Annotated in this window: 16 protein-coding genes and 2 pseudogenes; 5 read left to right on the forward strand and 13 right to left on the reverse strand. The window is 59.0% G+C overall.

The window, feature by feature from the left end; genetic code table 11:
• The first annotated feature begins 29 nt into the window (after positions 1-29).
• Positions 30-266, forward strand: coding sequence for a hypothetical protein (locus XI09_RS18935; protein ID WP_271568182.1), 237 nt, complete (start codon positions 30-32; stop codon positions 264-266).
• Between the two features lie 838 nt (positions 267-1,104).
• Here XI09_RS18935 and XI09_RS18940 read toward each other — a convergent pair.
• The 3 genes from XI09_RS18940 to XI09_RS18950 form a co-directional block, all read right to left on the reverse strand.
• On the reverse strand, positions 1,105-1,551 hold the full coding sequence (locus tag XI09_RS18940; protein WP_271568183.1) for an Hsp20/alpha crystallin family protein: 447 nt from the start codon (positions 1,549-1,551) through the stop codon (positions 1,105-1,107).
• Positions 1,552-2,039: 488 nt separating this feature from the next.
• The gene (locus XI09_RS18945) at positions 2,040-2,570 is read right to left on the reverse strand and encodes a DUF1003 domain-containing protein (protein WP_271568184.1); all 531 of its coding nucleotides are present in this window, start codon (positions 2,568-2,570) and stop codon (positions 2,040-2,042) included.
• Positions 2,571-3,247: 677 nt separating this feature from the next.
• A complete protein-coding gene (locus XI09_RS18950) occupies positions 3,248-4,612 on the reverse strand; it encodes an alpha,alpha-trehalose-phosphate synthase (UDP-forming) (RefSeq protein ID WP_271568185.1) in 1,365 nt (454 codons plus the stop codon).
• Positions 4,613-5,033: 421 nt separating this feature from the next.
• Here XI09_RS18950 and XI09_RS18955 point away from each other — a divergent pair, with 421 nt between their 5' ends.
• The gene (locus tag XI09_RS18955) at positions 5,034-5,351 is read left to right on the forward strand and encodes a hypothetical protein (protein WP_271568220.1); all 318 of its coding nucleotides are present in this window, start codon (positions 5,034-5,036) and stop codon (positions 5,349-5,351) included.
• A gap of 22 nt (positions 5,352-5,373) precedes the next feature.
• Here the strand turns inward: XI09_RS18955 and XI09_RS18960 are convergent.
• Together XI09_RS18960 and XI09_RS18965 are read right to left on the reverse strand one after the other, a co-directional pair.
• Positions 5,374-5,802: pseudogene (locus tag XI09_RS18960) on the reverse strand (IS701 family transposase); the annotation flags it as partial.
• 295 nt (positions 5,803-6,097) lie between these two features.
• Positions 6,098-6,325: a hypothetical protein gene (locus XI09_RS18965; RefSeq protein WP_271568186.1), complete on the reverse strand. Its 228-nt coding sequence runs from the start codon at positions 6,323-6,325 to the stop codon at positions 6,098-6,100.
• Between XI09_RS18965 and XI09_RS18970 the strand changes: the two genes are divergently transcribed.
• Entirely contained in the window at positions 6,324-6,641 is a 318-nt protein-coding gene (locus XI09_RS18970) for a co-chaperone GroES (RefSeq protein WP_271568187.1), read from the forward strand. The two genes, XI09_RS18965 and XI09_RS18970, sit on opposite strands and share 2 nt — an antisense overlap.
• A gap of 142 nt (positions 6,642-6,783) precedes the next feature.
• Positions 6,784-8,424: a chaperonin GroEL gene (gene groL / locus XI09_RS18975; RefSeq protein WP_271568216.1), complete on the forward strand. Its 1,641-nt coding sequence runs from the start codon at positions 6,784-6,786 to the stop codon at positions 8,422-8,424.
• Between the two features lie 174 nt (positions 8,425-8,598).
• On the opposite strand, the pseudogene XI09_RS18980 reads toward groL, so the two are convergent.
• Positions 8,599-8,765 (reverse strand): annotated as a pseudogene (locus tag XI09_RS18980) (DUF3309 family protein).
• Between the two features lie 112 nt (positions 8,766-8,877).
• Positions 8,878-9,024: a hypothetical protein gene (locus XI09_RS18985; protein WP_028154147.1), complete on the reverse strand. Its 147-nt coding sequence runs from the start codon at positions 9,022-9,024 to the stop codon at positions 8,878-8,880.
• 358 nt (positions 9,025-9,382) lie between these two features.
• Between XI09_RS18985 and XI09_RS18990 the strand changes: the two genes are divergently transcribed.
• Complete coding sequence (locus XI09_RS18990) at positions 9,383-9,607, forward strand: hypothetical protein (RefSeq protein ID WP_271568188.1); 225 nt, start codon at positions 9,383-9,385, stop codon at positions 9,605-9,607.
• A gap of 90 nt (positions 9,608-9,697) precedes the next feature.
• Here XI09_RS18990 and XI09_RS18995 read toward each other — a convergent pair whose 3' ends face one another.
• From XI09_RS18995 to XI09_RS19020, 6 genes are all read right to left on the reverse strand, one after another.
• Entirely contained in the window at positions 9,698-9,991 is a 294-nt protein-coding gene (locus tag XI09_RS18995; RefSeq protein WP_271568189.1) for a hypothetical protein, read from the reverse strand.
• Positions 9,992-10,021: 30 nt separating this feature from the next.
• The gene (locus XI09_RS19000) at positions 10,022-10,261 is read right to left on the reverse strand and encodes a hypothetical protein (RefSeq protein WP_271568190.1); all 240 of its coding nucleotides are present in this window, start codon (positions 10,259-10,261) and stop codon (positions 10,022-10,024) included.
• 177 nt (positions 10,262-10,438) lie between these two features.
• Entirely contained in the window at positions 10,439-10,957 is a 519-nt protein-coding gene (locus XI09_RS19005; protein ID WP_271568191.1) for an Hsp20/alpha crystallin family protein, read from the reverse strand.
• A gap of 230 nt (positions 10,958-11,187) precedes the next feature.
• Positions 11,188-11,913, reverse strand: coding sequence for an exopolysaccharide biosynthesis protein (locus XI09_RS19010; RefSeq protein WP_271568192.1), 726 nt, complete (start codon positions 11,911-11,913; stop codon positions 11,188-11,190).
• 60 nt (positions 11,914-11,973) lie between these two features.
• Positions 11,974-12,138 carry a DUF3309 family protein gene (locus XI09_RS19015; RefSeq protein ID WP_065752791.1) on the reverse strand — a complete coding sequence of 55 codons (165 nt, stop codon included), beginning with the start codon at positions 12,136-12,138 and terminating at the stop codon, positions 11,974-11,976.
• A gap of 162 nt (positions 12,139-12,300) precedes the next feature.
• Positions 12,301-14,151, reverse strand: a complete 1,851-nt coding sequence (locus XI09_RS19020; protein WP_271568193.1) for an ABC transporter ATP-binding protein/permease — start codon at positions 14,149-14,151, stop codon at positions 12,301-12,303.
• Between the last annotated feature and the right edge of the window lie 83 nt (positions 14,152-14,234).

Here is a 14,234-nt window from a genome sequence, read left to right on the forward strand (position 1 = left end):
ACGTCTTTCAAAATTCGTGAAGGAGCAGGATGCGCAAGTTTCCCAAGCCCACCGAACAAGAGATCAACGAGGGGCCTCAAAAAGTGTCCTTTCAGATCGCGAACGGGAATGCGCGTCAGGCCTGCGTATTGCAAACCGCTCTCCCAACGAAAGTGCAGGCGCAGAAGTACCTTCTTGCGAATTGGCCGGCTATTGAAACGATGGCACGCAACGCTCTCGCGGCGGGGAGCGTAGAAGACGGCTTGATCACACTCATAGTGAACTGAGCGGCTTTAATCGAAGCCACGACGATGTGCTCGTGGCCGCGAGGCAAGCCGCGCAGCCAGCCGCGTTGCCCAGATTCAAGCTGCTTTTCAATGATGATCTGAGTTAGGGCCCTTCGCCGGAGGAGCGGCATTGTCGCTGGCCTCATTGAAGAGCGCCCTCAGCAGGCGCCACAGCGCGCGGTGGCCGGCGGTTTGACCGCCTTTGGATCAAATAGTCTGCGATATCCATCGTCGCTGTTTGGTATTCGATTCTACCCCCGCTGCGTGTCTCTAAATGCGCCACCTCTCGCTCGACATACAGGCGTTTGGTGTCGGTATCGAAGACGAGGGTAGAACAATCCTCGTGAGTGATCTCGGGGCCGTTTACTTGACTATCCAGTTCTCTTTTTAGGAAGGCCATTTGCCGCTCTCAACAAGGATGGTGCGATAGTTGAGTCTCTCTTAGTTCAATAAGGTTCGGGCCCTTGTAACGGCGTCATAAATTTCGATCTTGAGCATTGGATAAGTCGATTTGAGTTTGCGACCCGATGCTTCGGCAGCTTCGGCTGTGTCGAACTCCGACTTGAAGTGCCCGTCGACAAGGACCACAAATCCTTCCGTCGGCGGCTGTCAGCACGGGGCGGCCTCTGCTCGGGCTCGTCAACCGAGTGAACTGGTTTTTTCATGGGAGCTCTCATGTGTGCGTATCGCAGAAGCGCAACAGGCGGCTCTTTCAAACCGACAGTGCAATCGGCCGCGGAATCTCATCACGGCATCGAAAGAACGGGAATGACAAAACCCGGAAACCGCAACCAGCTTGTCTGGTCCGGCTCTCCGGCTTGTTGCGAAGACTACAGGACTATGCAGCCTTGCCGGGCGCCGTGGCCTTATCCGATACTGGGCTCGCGCTCGGCGGAGCGCCTGTCTTGATATCGATTGTCTTGGTGGTCTTCACGGCCTTGGCGGGCTTCTTGATAGCGAGATGCAGCACGCCCTTGTCGAAATGAGCTTCGACGGCTCCGTCTTCCGGCTCGAAAGGAAGAGACATCGATCGATAGAAAGAACCATAGCTGCGCTCCTCGACATGCCACTCCTTTTCATCTTTCGTGCTCTCCGCTTTTTTCTCACCGGAGATGACCAACTGGTTGCCGTCCAGGCTGACCTTGATGTCTTTCTCGTCCACCCCGGGAAGTTCGGCGGTCACTTCGAAGGCATCCTTGGTTTCAGCCACATTGATTGCCGGCACGCCCGCCCCGATACTGCGAGAGGGCAAACCCTGATTGAAAGCGCGAAGCGCGTCTTCCACTTCGCGTCGCATGGCCCTGAATGGGTCGAATGCAGGTTCCTGGCTGGTGGTTCACAATCTCGGAAGGCTCATCTGCTCTCTCCCACGGGTTGAAGTAATGTTTCTGCGCCCGCTCACGACGGCCTTGATGTAGCGCAAAATGGCTGGGTTATTTGGAGGCGGATCGTGATGAGGAAGCCCGCAACCAGGCAATAGTGCGCGTCAGCGTGGCTGACCTAATGAGCAGAGCATACGCGGTGAGCTTGCATCGCTCTGCGCCGAAGCCGGTGGGTCGGGCAGACAAATCCACGATCACAATGTTTGTGCGAGAGAGTGTAGATGCATATTCAACCGCTACGGTTTGCCGATCCCAATCTCGGTAAGAGCGGCTGCGGACGGGCGACGATTGACAACCTCGACGATGGAGCGGAATGAAAATCTCGGGCTCGATAAACATCAGTACTCCCCCGGCTTCCCGTCTGCTCCACGACAAGCAAGATCGTCACCACCTAGGTCCTATCCGGTACCGCCTCGGCCTCGATGGCCGCGACAAGCTCGGGCGCAAGGTGCGCGGACAAGCGCTGAATGATGTTGAGTAGCTGCAGGATTTCCTGCTCACGTAAGGCGTCAATCTTGTTGTGCAGCAATTCGATCTCGAGTTCAGCTTTCACATTTATCCGGTAGTCGTGTTCCGCATGCCTGCGGTCAATCTCAGATTGGCGGTTCTGGCTCATCATAATGATGGGCGCTGCGTAGGCCGCCTGGAAGGAAAGAACCAAGTTCAGCAAAATGAAGGGATAAGGGTCCCAATGTTTGATGAATGCTATCATGTTCAGCATGATCCAAATGCCAAGAAGGACGCTTTGGATGATGATGAAGCGCCAAGAACCAACTGTTTCAGCGACCCGGTCGGCAAGCATCGCGCCCGGCGTCAGTGCGAGCTTGGGTAAGTTACGGGCTGGCTTTTGCGCCCGGAGTTCTCGCAGCCGCTCCTGGTCTTCTGGACTGAGGTGGACTTTGTGGGTTTGGTCATTGGTCATTTGTTGCATCCTCAGTTGAGAGGGGTCTACCGGCCACGAGAGGAAGCTAGTACTACCATCGACAGCTGTTGCCTGATCTCTGTTGCCGAAAATCCGTGAACGTGAATCGGGCGGGCTCTTGTGGCAAAGTCGGTAGCTACAAAGCCGACGAGGCCTCCTGCGCTGGCCGCGACGGGTTCGCAAGGCCGCGTCGGCCAGCAGAGGAGGAAGTGATCCGGATGACTTATACCAGCGAAAGCCGAGGCGCTACCGCCGACCGTCTTCGTTTTGGAGATCGACCGGTCAGCCAATCCTGGCGTTCAGGGCCGCGACGATTCGTCAGGCCCGAGAACTCGGCAAGGTGGACTGGCTGCAAGAGGACTTGAAGCGAAGGAGATGATCGGACACATGCCGCTTTGGAATGGGAAGTCCCCGATCAGGGTGCGTCGCGCCAAGCCAGCAGAAGAAGTGTACTACGTTGACGCGAAAACGGAGAATGCTGCAGGCGACTTGCCCTGGGTCTATCTGGTTCGGCGGGACGATCAAGCGGAGGCAGGTAGTCCCGTCACCCGTGGATCATTTCCGCCCCGGAGATGATTTCGAAGGAACGCCTTATCCGAGGACTGGGGCAACCTGGTTGACGAAAGGGATGATCGCAACCTGCTGTGTTGATGCCACGTTCCAAACGGCATCCCCATTTAGCGGCCAAGTGCCTCGAGGAAATTCTCGCGCCATGCCGTAATGCTATTGCGACGCAGCACCGCCATCATGTCTCGCCAACGCTCGCGGCGCTCCTCAAGTGGCATCGCCAGCGCATTCTGCAATGCTTCGGCGACGGCGTCGGGGTCATACGGATTGGCGATCAGGGCAGCGTCGAGTTCATAGGCCGCACCCGCGAAGGGCGAGAGAATGAGCACGCCGGGGTCGTCGGGGTTCTGTGCAGCGACATACTCCTTTGCCACCAGGTTCATGCCGTCGCGCAACGGAGTGACAAGAGCGGCGTGGCTGAGCCGGAAGAAGCCTGCGAGCGAGCGCTGTGAAAAGCTCCGGTTCAAGTACTGGATCGGTGCCCAATCGAGTTCCGCGAAGCGACCGGCCACGTCGCCTGCCAGTGCACCGAGCCTCTGCCGTAGTGCACGGTATTCAGGGACGTCGCTGCGCGTTGCGGTGGCGATCTGCAGCAAGCGGACGTGATTGCGGTACGCGGGATAGCCCTCGAGAAAGCCGGCGAACGCTTTGAACCGGTGCTCGAGGCCCTTACTGTAGTCCAGCCGGTCCACCCCAATGATGAGCTGGCGCCCCCGCAGGCTCTCATGCAGCCGGCGTGCCGTTCGAGACGTCACAGCGCGACTGGCCATTTGGGCAATGGCTTCAGTATCGATCCCGATCGGGAAGGTGCCGGCGCGAAGAACGCGATCGAAAGCCTGAATCTGGCCATCGGACGAAACCTTGCCTCCTGCGCGGCGAACGATGGCGTCATGGAAGGCGGTCAGATCCTCCACCGTTTGGAAGCCGACGAGATCGTAAGCGCACAGTGATTTCAGCAGGTCGCCGTAGCGGGGAAGGGTCGCCAGCACCCCCAAAGACGGAAACGGCGTATGCAAGAAGAATCCGATCCGTTGTGTGGCCCCGGCGCGGCGAAGTTCCTCGGCCATCGGGATCAGATGATAGTCATGGACCCAGACGAGGTCACTCGGCCTGAGCAGGGGCGCGAGGGCGTCGGCGAGTAGGGCGTTCACCCGCCGATAGGCGGCCAAGTCCCGGCGGGTAAAGTTAATGAGGTCAAGACGATAGTGGAATAAGGGCCACAGTGCCGCGTTGGAGAAGCCGCTGTAGTAACCGTCATGGTCCGCGCGGGTAAGATCGACGGTAGCGTACGTCACTCCCTCGGTCTCAAAAACGTTCGGCTCTGGTGTTGTTTCTCCAAGCTTGCCACTCCATCCGAACCACAACCCTCCAGCCTGATTCAGAGCGTCGACGAGGCCGGTCACAAGCCCGCCGCTGCGCTGCGCAGCTTCTCCCGGCAAGGCGACACGGTTGGAGACGATGACCAAACGGTTCAAGCGGGTCCTCTCCGCGCTGTCAGGGCTGCGTCAAGCCGAGGCCGCCAAAAGATCTCGGCGAACACGGCAACGCAAACGATCGACCGGTGACACATCCGCCGGCGCCCACATTCACCTCGCTCCCCACGCGAAGATCCACAAGTCCTTCCACCGAACCGACGGTTCCGTCATCAGGCAATCTCGCGCTTGAGGTCGGGCGCGACGCATGGATATCGAGCGGCAAGATCAAGGCGTTACCTGTAAAACATATAGATCTTCTCGCAGAAAATACAGGATACTCTGCCGATCAGCTGAGCTGTTGGGCGCCGTCTAAAACCGATCTTCGCAGTCGCGGCATTCTCGGTACTGGAAGGATTGGCGCCGCGGATCGACCCGCGATCGACCGAATGGCGCTTACCTGCGATATGTGTGATTATATAGCATGGTCAAAAAGAAAGGCCGAAGGACAGCGCCGGAAGAAGAAATGGCAACCGCTCTCGACCGTTGGGACGAGGAAGGCGGAGCGCAGGAGCTGGCGTGGCCTTTACCCTACAAAGCGAGCGATTTGCGGGATGTGGAGCGCAGAGTCCTGGAATGTCTGGGTGCCGCCCTTGTCAGCGAATGGAATGATCTGCCTACTGACGTCCAACGCAGGCTCTTCGAGTACGCGGCCTCGGGAAAATCGCACGACGCCATCGTATTGAAGACGCGGATCGCCCGTTTCCTGCACGATCATAAAGGCGCCTCGCGTGTGCGCTGACACGACCTTGGCAGATTGTCCACGCCGTTGCTTTTCGCTGACCCGTCTTCTGCAGTATAGGTATCGCGGATCTGATGCCCGAACAATGAGCGCGACGATGGCGGGACGCACGGCCGGCAGGCTGGGCCGAGGTGGTGGCCCGTCGATTCATTTTTGCGCCCCGTTTTGGCAATGCGGCGAGAAGGCGTAGCAATCATCGTCATAAGAGCGTGACGATAAAGACTGTGTCAATCATCCCTCGAAGTGATCGAGACCGAATTCCTCTTTTAGCTGTTGATGCGCTTGCTCGCAGATCAATCGCGCCTTGCTGCCAACCGCCGCAGTCCTCTCGGCTGGTAGATTTGCGAGATAACATTTCTGCTTCCCAATGCCCGCCGATCGCCAACGCATTTTTCCATTTAGCATCAGCAAGCATCTCGTCGGCCGGCATCAACAACTAATCCGGGATGTGTATTGCCTTGTATTTGGTGACTTCGCAGCCATCTGTATTTGCGTCGTTTCGCCGGGTTGCCACTATGATCATGGTGCCGGCGGCGCCGCAGCGCACTTCAACGATGGAGATGATTTCCATCAGCCCGGTTGATTTGGCTGACGCGCAGCGCATTGATGCCGACGCGCCTCACGAGTGACGAGCCACTCGATCTCGACAAGCACCGCTGAATGGCTGCACAAGAAGCGACCGATGTTCGGCCTATTCTGGCGCACGTCGAGAACAACGCAAAAGCCTTGCGCGCTGGGTGGCTTTCTTAAATTTGATGACCCTGCGTCCAACGACTTAGCGCCACGCAGCTGGTCTTGACCGGATCCTTAGCCGCCGCTGCCTTGGCAGGTATTTCGTGACGCTCTGAGCAGAATATCATTTCGGGACGGTCTTGTTCGTCCTCCTGCGGCCGCTTATGTGCTGATTGGCACTCGTTGGCCACGACTGCTATTTCGTCCAAAGCAACAACAATCTGAAAATAGGAGGACAGCATGAAATTCCGTCCGCTTCACGACCGCGTTGTGGTCAAGCGTATTGAAGCCGAAGAGAAGACCACTGGCGGAATCATCATTCCGGACAGCGCCAAGGAAAAACCCTCGCAGGGCGAAATCACGGCGGTCGGTCCTGGTGGCCGCGACGAAGCAGGCAAGCTGATTCCCATCGATCTCAAGGTTGGCGACCGCGTGCTGTTCGGCAAGTGGTCAGGCACCGAGGTCAAGCTTGATGGTCAGGACCTTCTGATCATGAAGGAAAGCGACATTATGGGCGTTCTCTCCGATTTGCCATCCGCCAGGAAGAAGGTCGCGTAAGCGCTAGTCAGTTTTCTTTATCCTGAGCAGTCGGCGCAGCCGGCGTCTCGAAGGATGAGGCCTGTAAGTACCAATCTCGTCACTTAAGAGTTCGCGCAGTCGCGCGGTCCTTGGGATCTGACCAGTTGAAACGGAGATCATGATGTCGGCCAAAGAAGTCAAATTCGGCGTCGACGCCCGCGACAGGATGTTGCGCGGTGTCGAAATTCTCAACAATGCGGTCAAAGTGACGCTCGGCCCTAAGGGCCGCAACGTCGTGCTCGACAAGTCGTTCGGCGCTCCCCGCATCACCAAGGACGGCGTCACCGTCGCCAAGGAGATCGAGCTTGACGACAAGTTCGAGAACATGGGCGCCCAGATGGTGCGAGAAGTCGCCTCCAAGTCGGCAGATGCGGCTGGCGACGGCACCACCACCGCGACCGTGCTCGCGGCTGCGATCGTCCGTGAAGGTGCGAAGGCGGTTGCCGCCGGTATGAACCCGATGGACCTGAAGCGCGGTATCGACCTCGCGGTGGAAGCCGTGGTCGCCGATCTCGTGAAGAACTCCAAGAAGGTCACCTCGAACGAAGAGATCGCCCAGGTTGGGACCATTTCGGCCAACGGCGACGCGGAGATCGGCAAGTTCCTCTCCGACGCCATGAAGAAGGTCGGCAACGAGGGTGTCATCACCGTCGAGGAAGCCAAGTCACTCGAGACCGAACTCGAGGTCGTCGAAGGGATGCAATTCGATCGCGGCTACATCTCGCCGTACTTCGTCACCAACGCCGACAAAATGCGCGCCGAAATGGAAGACGCCTACGTCCTCATCCACGAAAAGAAGCTATCTCAGTTGAATGAACTGCTTCCGCTGCTGGAAGCCGTCGTCCAGAGTGGCAAGCCGCTTGTGATTATCGCGGAAGACGTCGAGGGCGAAGCGCTCGCGACCCTGGTCGTGAACCGCCTCCGCGGCGGTCTGAAGGTCGCGGCCGTCAAAGCTCCCGGCTTCGGCGATCGCCGCAAGGCCATGCTCCAGGACATCGCGATCCTGACCGGCGGCCAGGCGATCTCGGAAGATCTCGGCATCAAACTGGAGAACGTTACGCTCGCCATGCTCGGTCGCGCCAAGAAGGTGATGATCGACAAGGAGAACACCACCATCGTCAGCGGCGCCGGCAAGAAGGCCGACATCGAGGCACGCGTCCACCAGATCAAGGCGCAGATCGAGGAAACCACCTCGGACTACGACCGTGAGAAGCTGCAAGAGCGTCTCGCCAAGCTCGCAGGCGGCGTCGCGGTGATCCGCGTCGGCGGCGCGACCGAGGTCGAGGTGAAGGAGCGCAAGGATCGCGTTGATGACGCGATGCATGCGACCCGCGCGGCCGTCGAGGAAGGCATCCTGCCGGGCGGCGGCGTCGCCCTGCTGCGTGCTTCCGAGCATCTCAAGGGGCTGCGCACCAAGAACGACGACCAGAAGACCGGCGTCGAGATCGTGCGCAAGGCGCTATCCTATCCGGCGCGCCAGATCGCGATCAACGCTGGCGAGGACGGCTCCGTCATCGTCGGCAAGATCCTGGAGAAGGATCAGTATGGCTACGGCTTTGACTCCCAGTCCGGCGAGTACGGCAACCTGGTCAGCAAGGGCATCATCGACCCGACGAAGGTCGTTCGTGTGGCGATTCAGAATGCGGCTTCTGTTGCGGCGCTGCTGATCACTACCGAAGCCATGGTGGCCGAATTGCCAAAGAAGAACGCCGGCGGTGGCGGCATGCCTCAAGGTGGCGGTATGGGTGGGATGGATTTTTAGTCCAACTCGTTCAGAGCTCGACAATAGCGAAGGCCCGACAAAAATGCCGGGCTTTTTTGCAGGAATCAGCTCAAGCGGACGCTCCTGCCTTCAAGTTAGCGTCCACGCCGAGCCGCTTGGTCAAACCACAGGATCTTTTGGAGGACGCCCGGTCACGCAGCGGCACCGACAGAATCAAATTCGACCCAAAAGGAGCAACACGACGAGGACGATCAGGATGATACCGATGACACCAATTCCGCCGTGGCCGTAACCGTAGCCGTAGCCGCCAAAGCGGCCGCTGAAGCCGCGCCAAGCAGAAAGATGACGAGGAGGATGATGAGGATAAGTCCGATCGACATTGTCCGACTCCTTTGATGGGACCTTGTGGGATTCGGGTCTCTTGGCAGTCCGAGCTGAGTGCGCGATCTTCAAGCGTCCGGCAGAGGCAGTCGCCGGCAGGGAAGAGCTATGCTACTTCTTTTCGATCGAAATGCCACGCTCGCCGATGCTGATCTCGACGCCAGTGGTTTTCTGTCGCTCCCGGTAGACTTGGTAGCCTAGTGTCACCGCGACGACGGCGAGTGCGCCGATGACGAGGTAGAGCATATTGCGAGACATTGTCCGGGAATCCTGATTGGCGTGCTTGGCTTTCGATGTGTCAGGATTTGGCCAATCGAAGCTTACGAGGCAGTCACCAAATCATTTTGATGCAAATCAACGGACCCAAACGAGACCTCTGTTGCAGTCCGAAAGAGCCCCCCTCCGCCATGAAGCAAGAGAGAAAACTGAATAAAACAAGAATGACGTGCTACCTCAATCAGTGTTGATCGAGCGGCAGCGGGTTGAAGTAGGCTTGATACGGCGAGCCGAAGAAGACTCAAGGGCCCAGCAGTCTAGCCCCGAGATTGGCTTCTCTGGTATTCTATCCGCGGGTTGCAGATTGTCATCTGACGGAAAGCGCAAACAGGAGTTGAGAATGTTCGGGCTGAAACGACCAACTCGGATTGATCTCCGTTCCAACGACGCGGCTATCGTCGTTCGTGAAAATGGCGAGATGGAAATGTTCATCCGGCAGGCAAAGGGAGACGAGGAGCTTCCGCCGGGCCAGGTCGTTCTGGCCCTTTTCGGAATGGCATTTCACGATGAGCGAGTACGTAGGCTGTTAGCGCAAATTGTAAAAGAGAAGCAAGGCCTGACATGACGCCGCCGCAAGTCGTCGTGCGCGCGGCGCCGGTCAGTCGGCTTGGGCGCGCCGTTCAGTGGATGATGGCTGTGAAGAGGTGCGGCGAAGTCATATCTCACAAGAGGAGCCAGCACCGTCGCGGTCCTCATTGAAGAGCGCTCTCAGCAAACGCCAAAGTTCGCGGTGACCAGCAGTTTGACCACCCTGCGTCAGATAGTCCGCAATATCCATTGTCGCTGTTTGGTATTCGATCGTCCCCCCGGTGCCAGTCTCCAAGTGCGCCACCTCTCGCTCGACATACAAGCTCTTGGTGTCTGTATCGAAGACAAGGAAACAACGATCCGCGTGTGTGATCTCGGGGCCTTTCACCTGACGATACAGTTCTCTTTTTAGGAAGGCCATTTTCCGCTCCCGATAAGGACCGTGCGATAGCTAAGTGTCTTGGTCCAACAAGGTTCGGACCCTTGTAGCGGCGTCATAGATTTCGATCTTGAGCATCGGATAAGTCGATTTCAGTGTACGACCCGATGATTCAGCCGCTTCGGCCGTCTCAAACTCCGACTTGAAGTGTCCGTCGACAACGACCACAAATCCTTCCGACGGCGGCCTGTCGGCACGTGGCGCCTTCTGCTCAGGCTCAGGCTCGTCAATTGAGCGAACTGGCTTTTTCATCGGAACTCCCATCGTGTCTCACAAGCGTGACAGGGGGCCTTGCTGAGACCAAATAGGCCAATCAAGCTGCGAGGTCTCATTCGATCGCGGCATCGGAGAAGACAAATGACAAAATCCGGAGACCGCGACCAGCTTGTCTGGTTCGGGTCTCCGGCTTTCGACGACGACCGCACAGGGCTAAGCAGCTTTGCCAGGTGCAGCGGCCTTGTTCGGTACGGGGCTCGCGCTGGGGGGAGCGCCTGTCTTGATATCGATCGTCTTGGTGGTCTTCACGGCTTTGGCGGGCTTCCTGATGGCGAGATGCAGCACGCCCTTGTCGAAATGAGCTTCGACGGCTCCGTCTTCCGGTTCGAAAGGCAGAGACATCGATCGATAGAATGAGCCGTAGCTGCGCTCCTCGACGTGCCAGTCCTTTTCATCTTTCGTGCTCTCCGCCTTCTTCTCGCCGGAGATAACCAGCTGGTTGCCGTCCAGGCTGACCTTGATATCTTTGTCGTCCACGCCGGGAAGTTCGGCTGTCACCTCGAAGGCATCCTTGGTTTCCGCTACATTGATTGCCGGTGCGCCCGCCCCAATGCTGGGAGACGGCGAACCCTGATCGAAAGCGCGAAATGCGTTTTCCATTTCACGCCGCATCGCTCTGATCGGGTCGAATGCAGGCTCCAGGCTGGTGGTCCACAATCTCGGAAGGCTCATCTGGTTTCTCCACAGGTTGAAGAAATATCAAATGCAAGCCTGCTCCTCGCGCTGGCGGCGGCCTTGATTTAACGCAAAATCGGCCGGTCATTTCGAAGCTCATGGGCTGGCAATGATGATGACGCCCGTAAGCAAGAGAGTGCGTCAACTAAGTTGACCTAATGACACTCAACGAGCTTGCATCGGTGCACTGCAAGCGGGCAGGCCGAGCGCATTCAGTCGTAGCCGGGCTAATACCAGAGGCCAAAGATCCATTTCGCGCCGAGGACGGTCTCCCAGACCGCCGCCAATTCGACTGCCAGCACAACGACGCTGGCCAGCAGCGCGATCGAGAGCAGGAGTCCGTCCTCTTCGAGGTATGCCAGCGAGATCAGCGCGATCACCAGGGCGGGAACGACGTTACTCAAAGGGACCGGTGTGAAGAGCAGGGTGATGTTCAGTAGCACGACGACGGCGCCGACGAGACGCTTGGTCGCATCGAACGGAGTCGGCCAGCGGGGATGAAAAAGCTTCTCGAGAGACCTCAACACGGGCACGGCGCGCTGCACCAGAGCGGCAAGGTGCCGCGTCGGCAATGGACGGGCGGCGATGCGGCGCGGGAACACCGGCATGTTCTGGCCCAGGATCATCTGGAACGCGGGGATCATGAGCAGTAGGCCCGCAACTATCGAGACACCCGGTGCAACAGCAACCACAGCGAGCAGCAGCATGATGAGGCCGAAGGAGCGCTTGTGCATGCGGCTCATCAGCCAGCCGAGGGTAAAGTGATCCGCCGGCGCCTCGTCGTGCAGCCGCTGCAACAAGACGGAGGCGGGGACGAACGCAGTGGTGTCGGCGGGTAGCGTCAGCTTCAGGTTCGGCCTCCTCTCTTCGTTGGCGTCTCGGTCGAGCGCAATGGATAAAATCAACGAACTCGAATGCGCAATGGCGGACAGACGCGGCCGAAGCAGTCTCAAAACCTATGGAATGAGCGGCATTTCAAGCCGGCTCATCACCGGCTCGCCGGCCACCGCCTGTCAAAGTTTGCCGAGCAAAAGCAAGATCAGCAGAATGACAATCACAAGACCAAGACCTCCACCGCCGTAGTAGCCAGTACCGTAGAACGGACCGCCACCGATCCCACTGAAGCCGCCCAGCAGCGCGATGATTAGAATGATCAGAATGATCGTCCCGATTGACATTTCGATATCTCCCTTTGCGGTTTGGTCGCGACGTCACTGTCTCGCACTTGCGCAGCCAGCGGCCGATCCCATTCAGTTCCCAGTAAGGAACCGATCTTGTCGCGAAGTAGCTAGGCCTGGTTGACTCAAATCAAAGATGCAGGCGCTTCGAAGCGGCCCCCATTATGGTCGGATAGTCAGCAGCCAGTCGTCCAGCCGCTGCAGCCAGCGCCGGGGCGGCGGCGGGGCAGGGGGTGGCTTGAGCTTGAGGCGGTCACCGTCACGCCCATGAACGAGCTGAAGCGTTCGGGTGTGATAGACGGCAAGATCCGGCCGATGACCAATGCTCAACACGGTGGTCTGCTTCAGCTCATCGTCGAACAGAGCCATGACGCGGCGCTGGCTGTCTTCGTCGAGCGCGGCTGTCGCTTCGTCCAGAAAGACCCATGCCGGCTTGTGCAGGAGAAGGCGCGCAAAAGCGAGGCGCTCCTGTTCGCCAAGCGAAAGCTCCTTGTCCCAGCGCTCGGTCGTGTCGAGCTTGGGAATGAGATTGCCGAGATCGCACCGCTCCAGGGCCCGTCGGACATCCGCGTCCAGGAAGGCGTCGGGCGGGCTCGGATAGCTCAGGGCGTTACGTAGCGTCCCCAGCGGTAGGTAAGGGCGTTGCGGCAGGAACGCCATGGCCTCGGGTGGAGGCGTGAGGATTGTCCCTGAACCCCATGGCCATAGACCGGCCACGGCGCGGAACAGTGTCGATTTTCCTCTTCCGGTGTCGCCGACAATCAGGACGCGCTCGCCCGGGGTGATGCTGACCGTCGCGTCATCGATAACGATATGTCCGTCCGGCAAGAGGACGCGCACGGCTTCGAAAGCGAGATGCCCCTCCGGGTGTAGCGCGCGTTTGATTTCCTCAGCGCCCTGTTCGATCGCAGGCAGGTTGTCGAGCGCCTCGCGAAACCGCGCGACGCGGTGGACCGCTGCGCGCCAGTCGGCGAGCCGTGAAAAATTGTCGACGAACCATCGCAACGCCAATTGGACCTGGGTGAACGCGCCCGCCACCATGATCAGGCCGCCCAGCGTCAGGTTGCCGCCGAAATAGGCCGGTGCGGCCACCAGTATCGGAACGACCAGCGACAGCCAGCCAATGCCCGATGTGATCCAGGTCAGGTGGGCGAGCGAAGTGGATATCCGCCGCATCGTGTCCACGACGGTCGCGAGCCCAGCCTCGAGATGCCGTCGTTCGTCGGTCTCCCCGCCATGCAGTGCGATGCTCTCGCCGGATTCGTTGACTCGAACAAGCGCGAAGCGGAATTCCGCCTCTCGCGCATATCGCTCGCCGTTCAGGGCAATCAGCGGCCGTCCCACCATCCAGGTCAGAGCGGAGCCGATCGAGGCATAAGCGAGCGCGCACCAGACCATGTAACCGGGAATGGCGATGTCATAGCCCGCGACCTGGAAGGTGACCTGCGCCGAGAGCGTCCAAAGCATGCCGACGAAAGCGATGAGTTGGAGCAAGGAATAGACGATGCCGCAGCCGAGGTCGGCAGTGTAGTCGCCCAGCAGGCGCGTATCCTCCTGGATGCGCTGGTCCGGGTTGTGACCATACTCGCCGGCAAAGCTGAGCTGATAGACGCGCAATGGCTTGAGCCACTCGGCCAGGAGGTGACGGGTGATCCATTCGCGCAGTCGAAATTTCAGGCGCTCCTGGAGATAGGTGTTCGCGACCGTGAGCGCCAGCAAAATGGCGATAATGACGACGAACGTCTGGAGATCATGGACGAAGCCCGACAGGTCCTTACGGCCGACGGCGTCGAAGAACCGGCCGTTCCAGTCATTGAGTTGGACTTGTCCAAACATGTTGGCAATGGTGACGACAGTCGAGGCAACGAAGATCACCATCACGCGCCGTCCGCCTTCGGCCTGCCGAAGCACGCGCGCGAACAAATTCAGGTCCCGGGCAAGATTGAAACCGCGTGCTGGTGCCGCCTTGATGAACGGCTCCGCGAGAGGGGGCCTGGCCACCACGTCCGGCATGATCGGTATTAGAGGGGGTGCGGCCCGCGGCAGCTTCGGATCTGCCTCCGCCGTTGGGAGGACGGCAGTGGCCTGGGGAGTCG

The organism is Bradyrhizobium sp. CCBAU 11386 (assembly GCF_028128955.1).
In the GTDB taxonomy this organism is placed as follows: domain Bacteria; phylum Pseudomonadota; class Alphaproteobacteria; order Rhizobiales; family Xanthobacteraceae; genus Bradyrhizobium.

Bases quoted from the DNA above. Each gene is read 5' to 3' on its own strand.
- XI09_RS18935 (WP_271568182.1), top strand. From the start codon at position 30: ATGCGCAAGTTTCCCAAGCCCACCGAACAAGAGATCAACGAGGGGCCT.
- XI09_RS18945 (WP_271568184.1), bottom strand. From the start codon at position 2,570: ATGACCAATGACCAAACCCACAAAGTCCACCTCAGTCCAGAAGACCAG.
- XI09_RS18955 (WP_271568220.1), top strand. From the start codon at position 5,034: ATGGTCAAAAAGAAAGGCCGAAGGACAGCGCCGGAAGAAGAAATGGCA.
- XI09_RS18970 (WP_271568187.1), top strand. From the start codon at position 6,324: ATGAAATTCCGTCCGCTTCACGACCGCGTTGTGGTCAAGCGTATTGAA.
- XI09_RS18965 (WP_271568186.1), bottom strand. From the start codon at position 6,325: ATGCTGTCCTCCTATTTTCAGATTGTTGTTGCTTTGGACGAAATAGCA.
- groL (WP_271568216.1), top strand. From the start codon at position 6,784: ATGTCGGCCAAAGAAGTCAAATTCGGCGTCGACGCCCGCGACAGGATG.
- XI09_RS18985 (WP_028154147.1), bottom strand. From the start codon at position 9,024: ATGTCTCGCAATATGCTCTACCTCGTCATCGGCGCACTCGCCGTCGTC.
- XI09_RS18990 (WP_271568188.1), top strand. From the start codon at position 9,383: ATGTTCGGGCTGAAACGACCAACTCGGATTGATCTCCGTTCCAACGAC.
- XI09_RS18995 (WP_271568189.1), bottom strand. From the start codon at position 9,991: ATGGCCTTCCTAAAAAGAGAACTGTATCGTCAGGTGAAAGGCCCCGAG.
- XI09_RS19000 (WP_271568190.1), bottom strand. From the start codon at position 10,261: ATGAAAAAGCCAGTTCGCTCAATTGACGAGCCTGAGCCTGAGCAGAAG.
- XI09_RS19005 (WP_271568191.1), bottom strand. From the start codon at position 10,957: ATGAGCCTTCCGAGATTGTGGACCACCAGCCTGGAGCCTGCATTCGAC.
- XI09_RS19015 (WP_065752791.1), bottom strand. From the start codon at position 12,138: ATGTCAATCGGGACGATCATTCTGATCATTCTAATCATCGCGCTGCTG.
- XI09_RS19020 (WP_271568193.1), bottom strand. From the start codon at position 14,151: ATGCCGGACGTGGTGGCCAGGCCCCCTCTCGCGGAGCCGTTCATCAAG.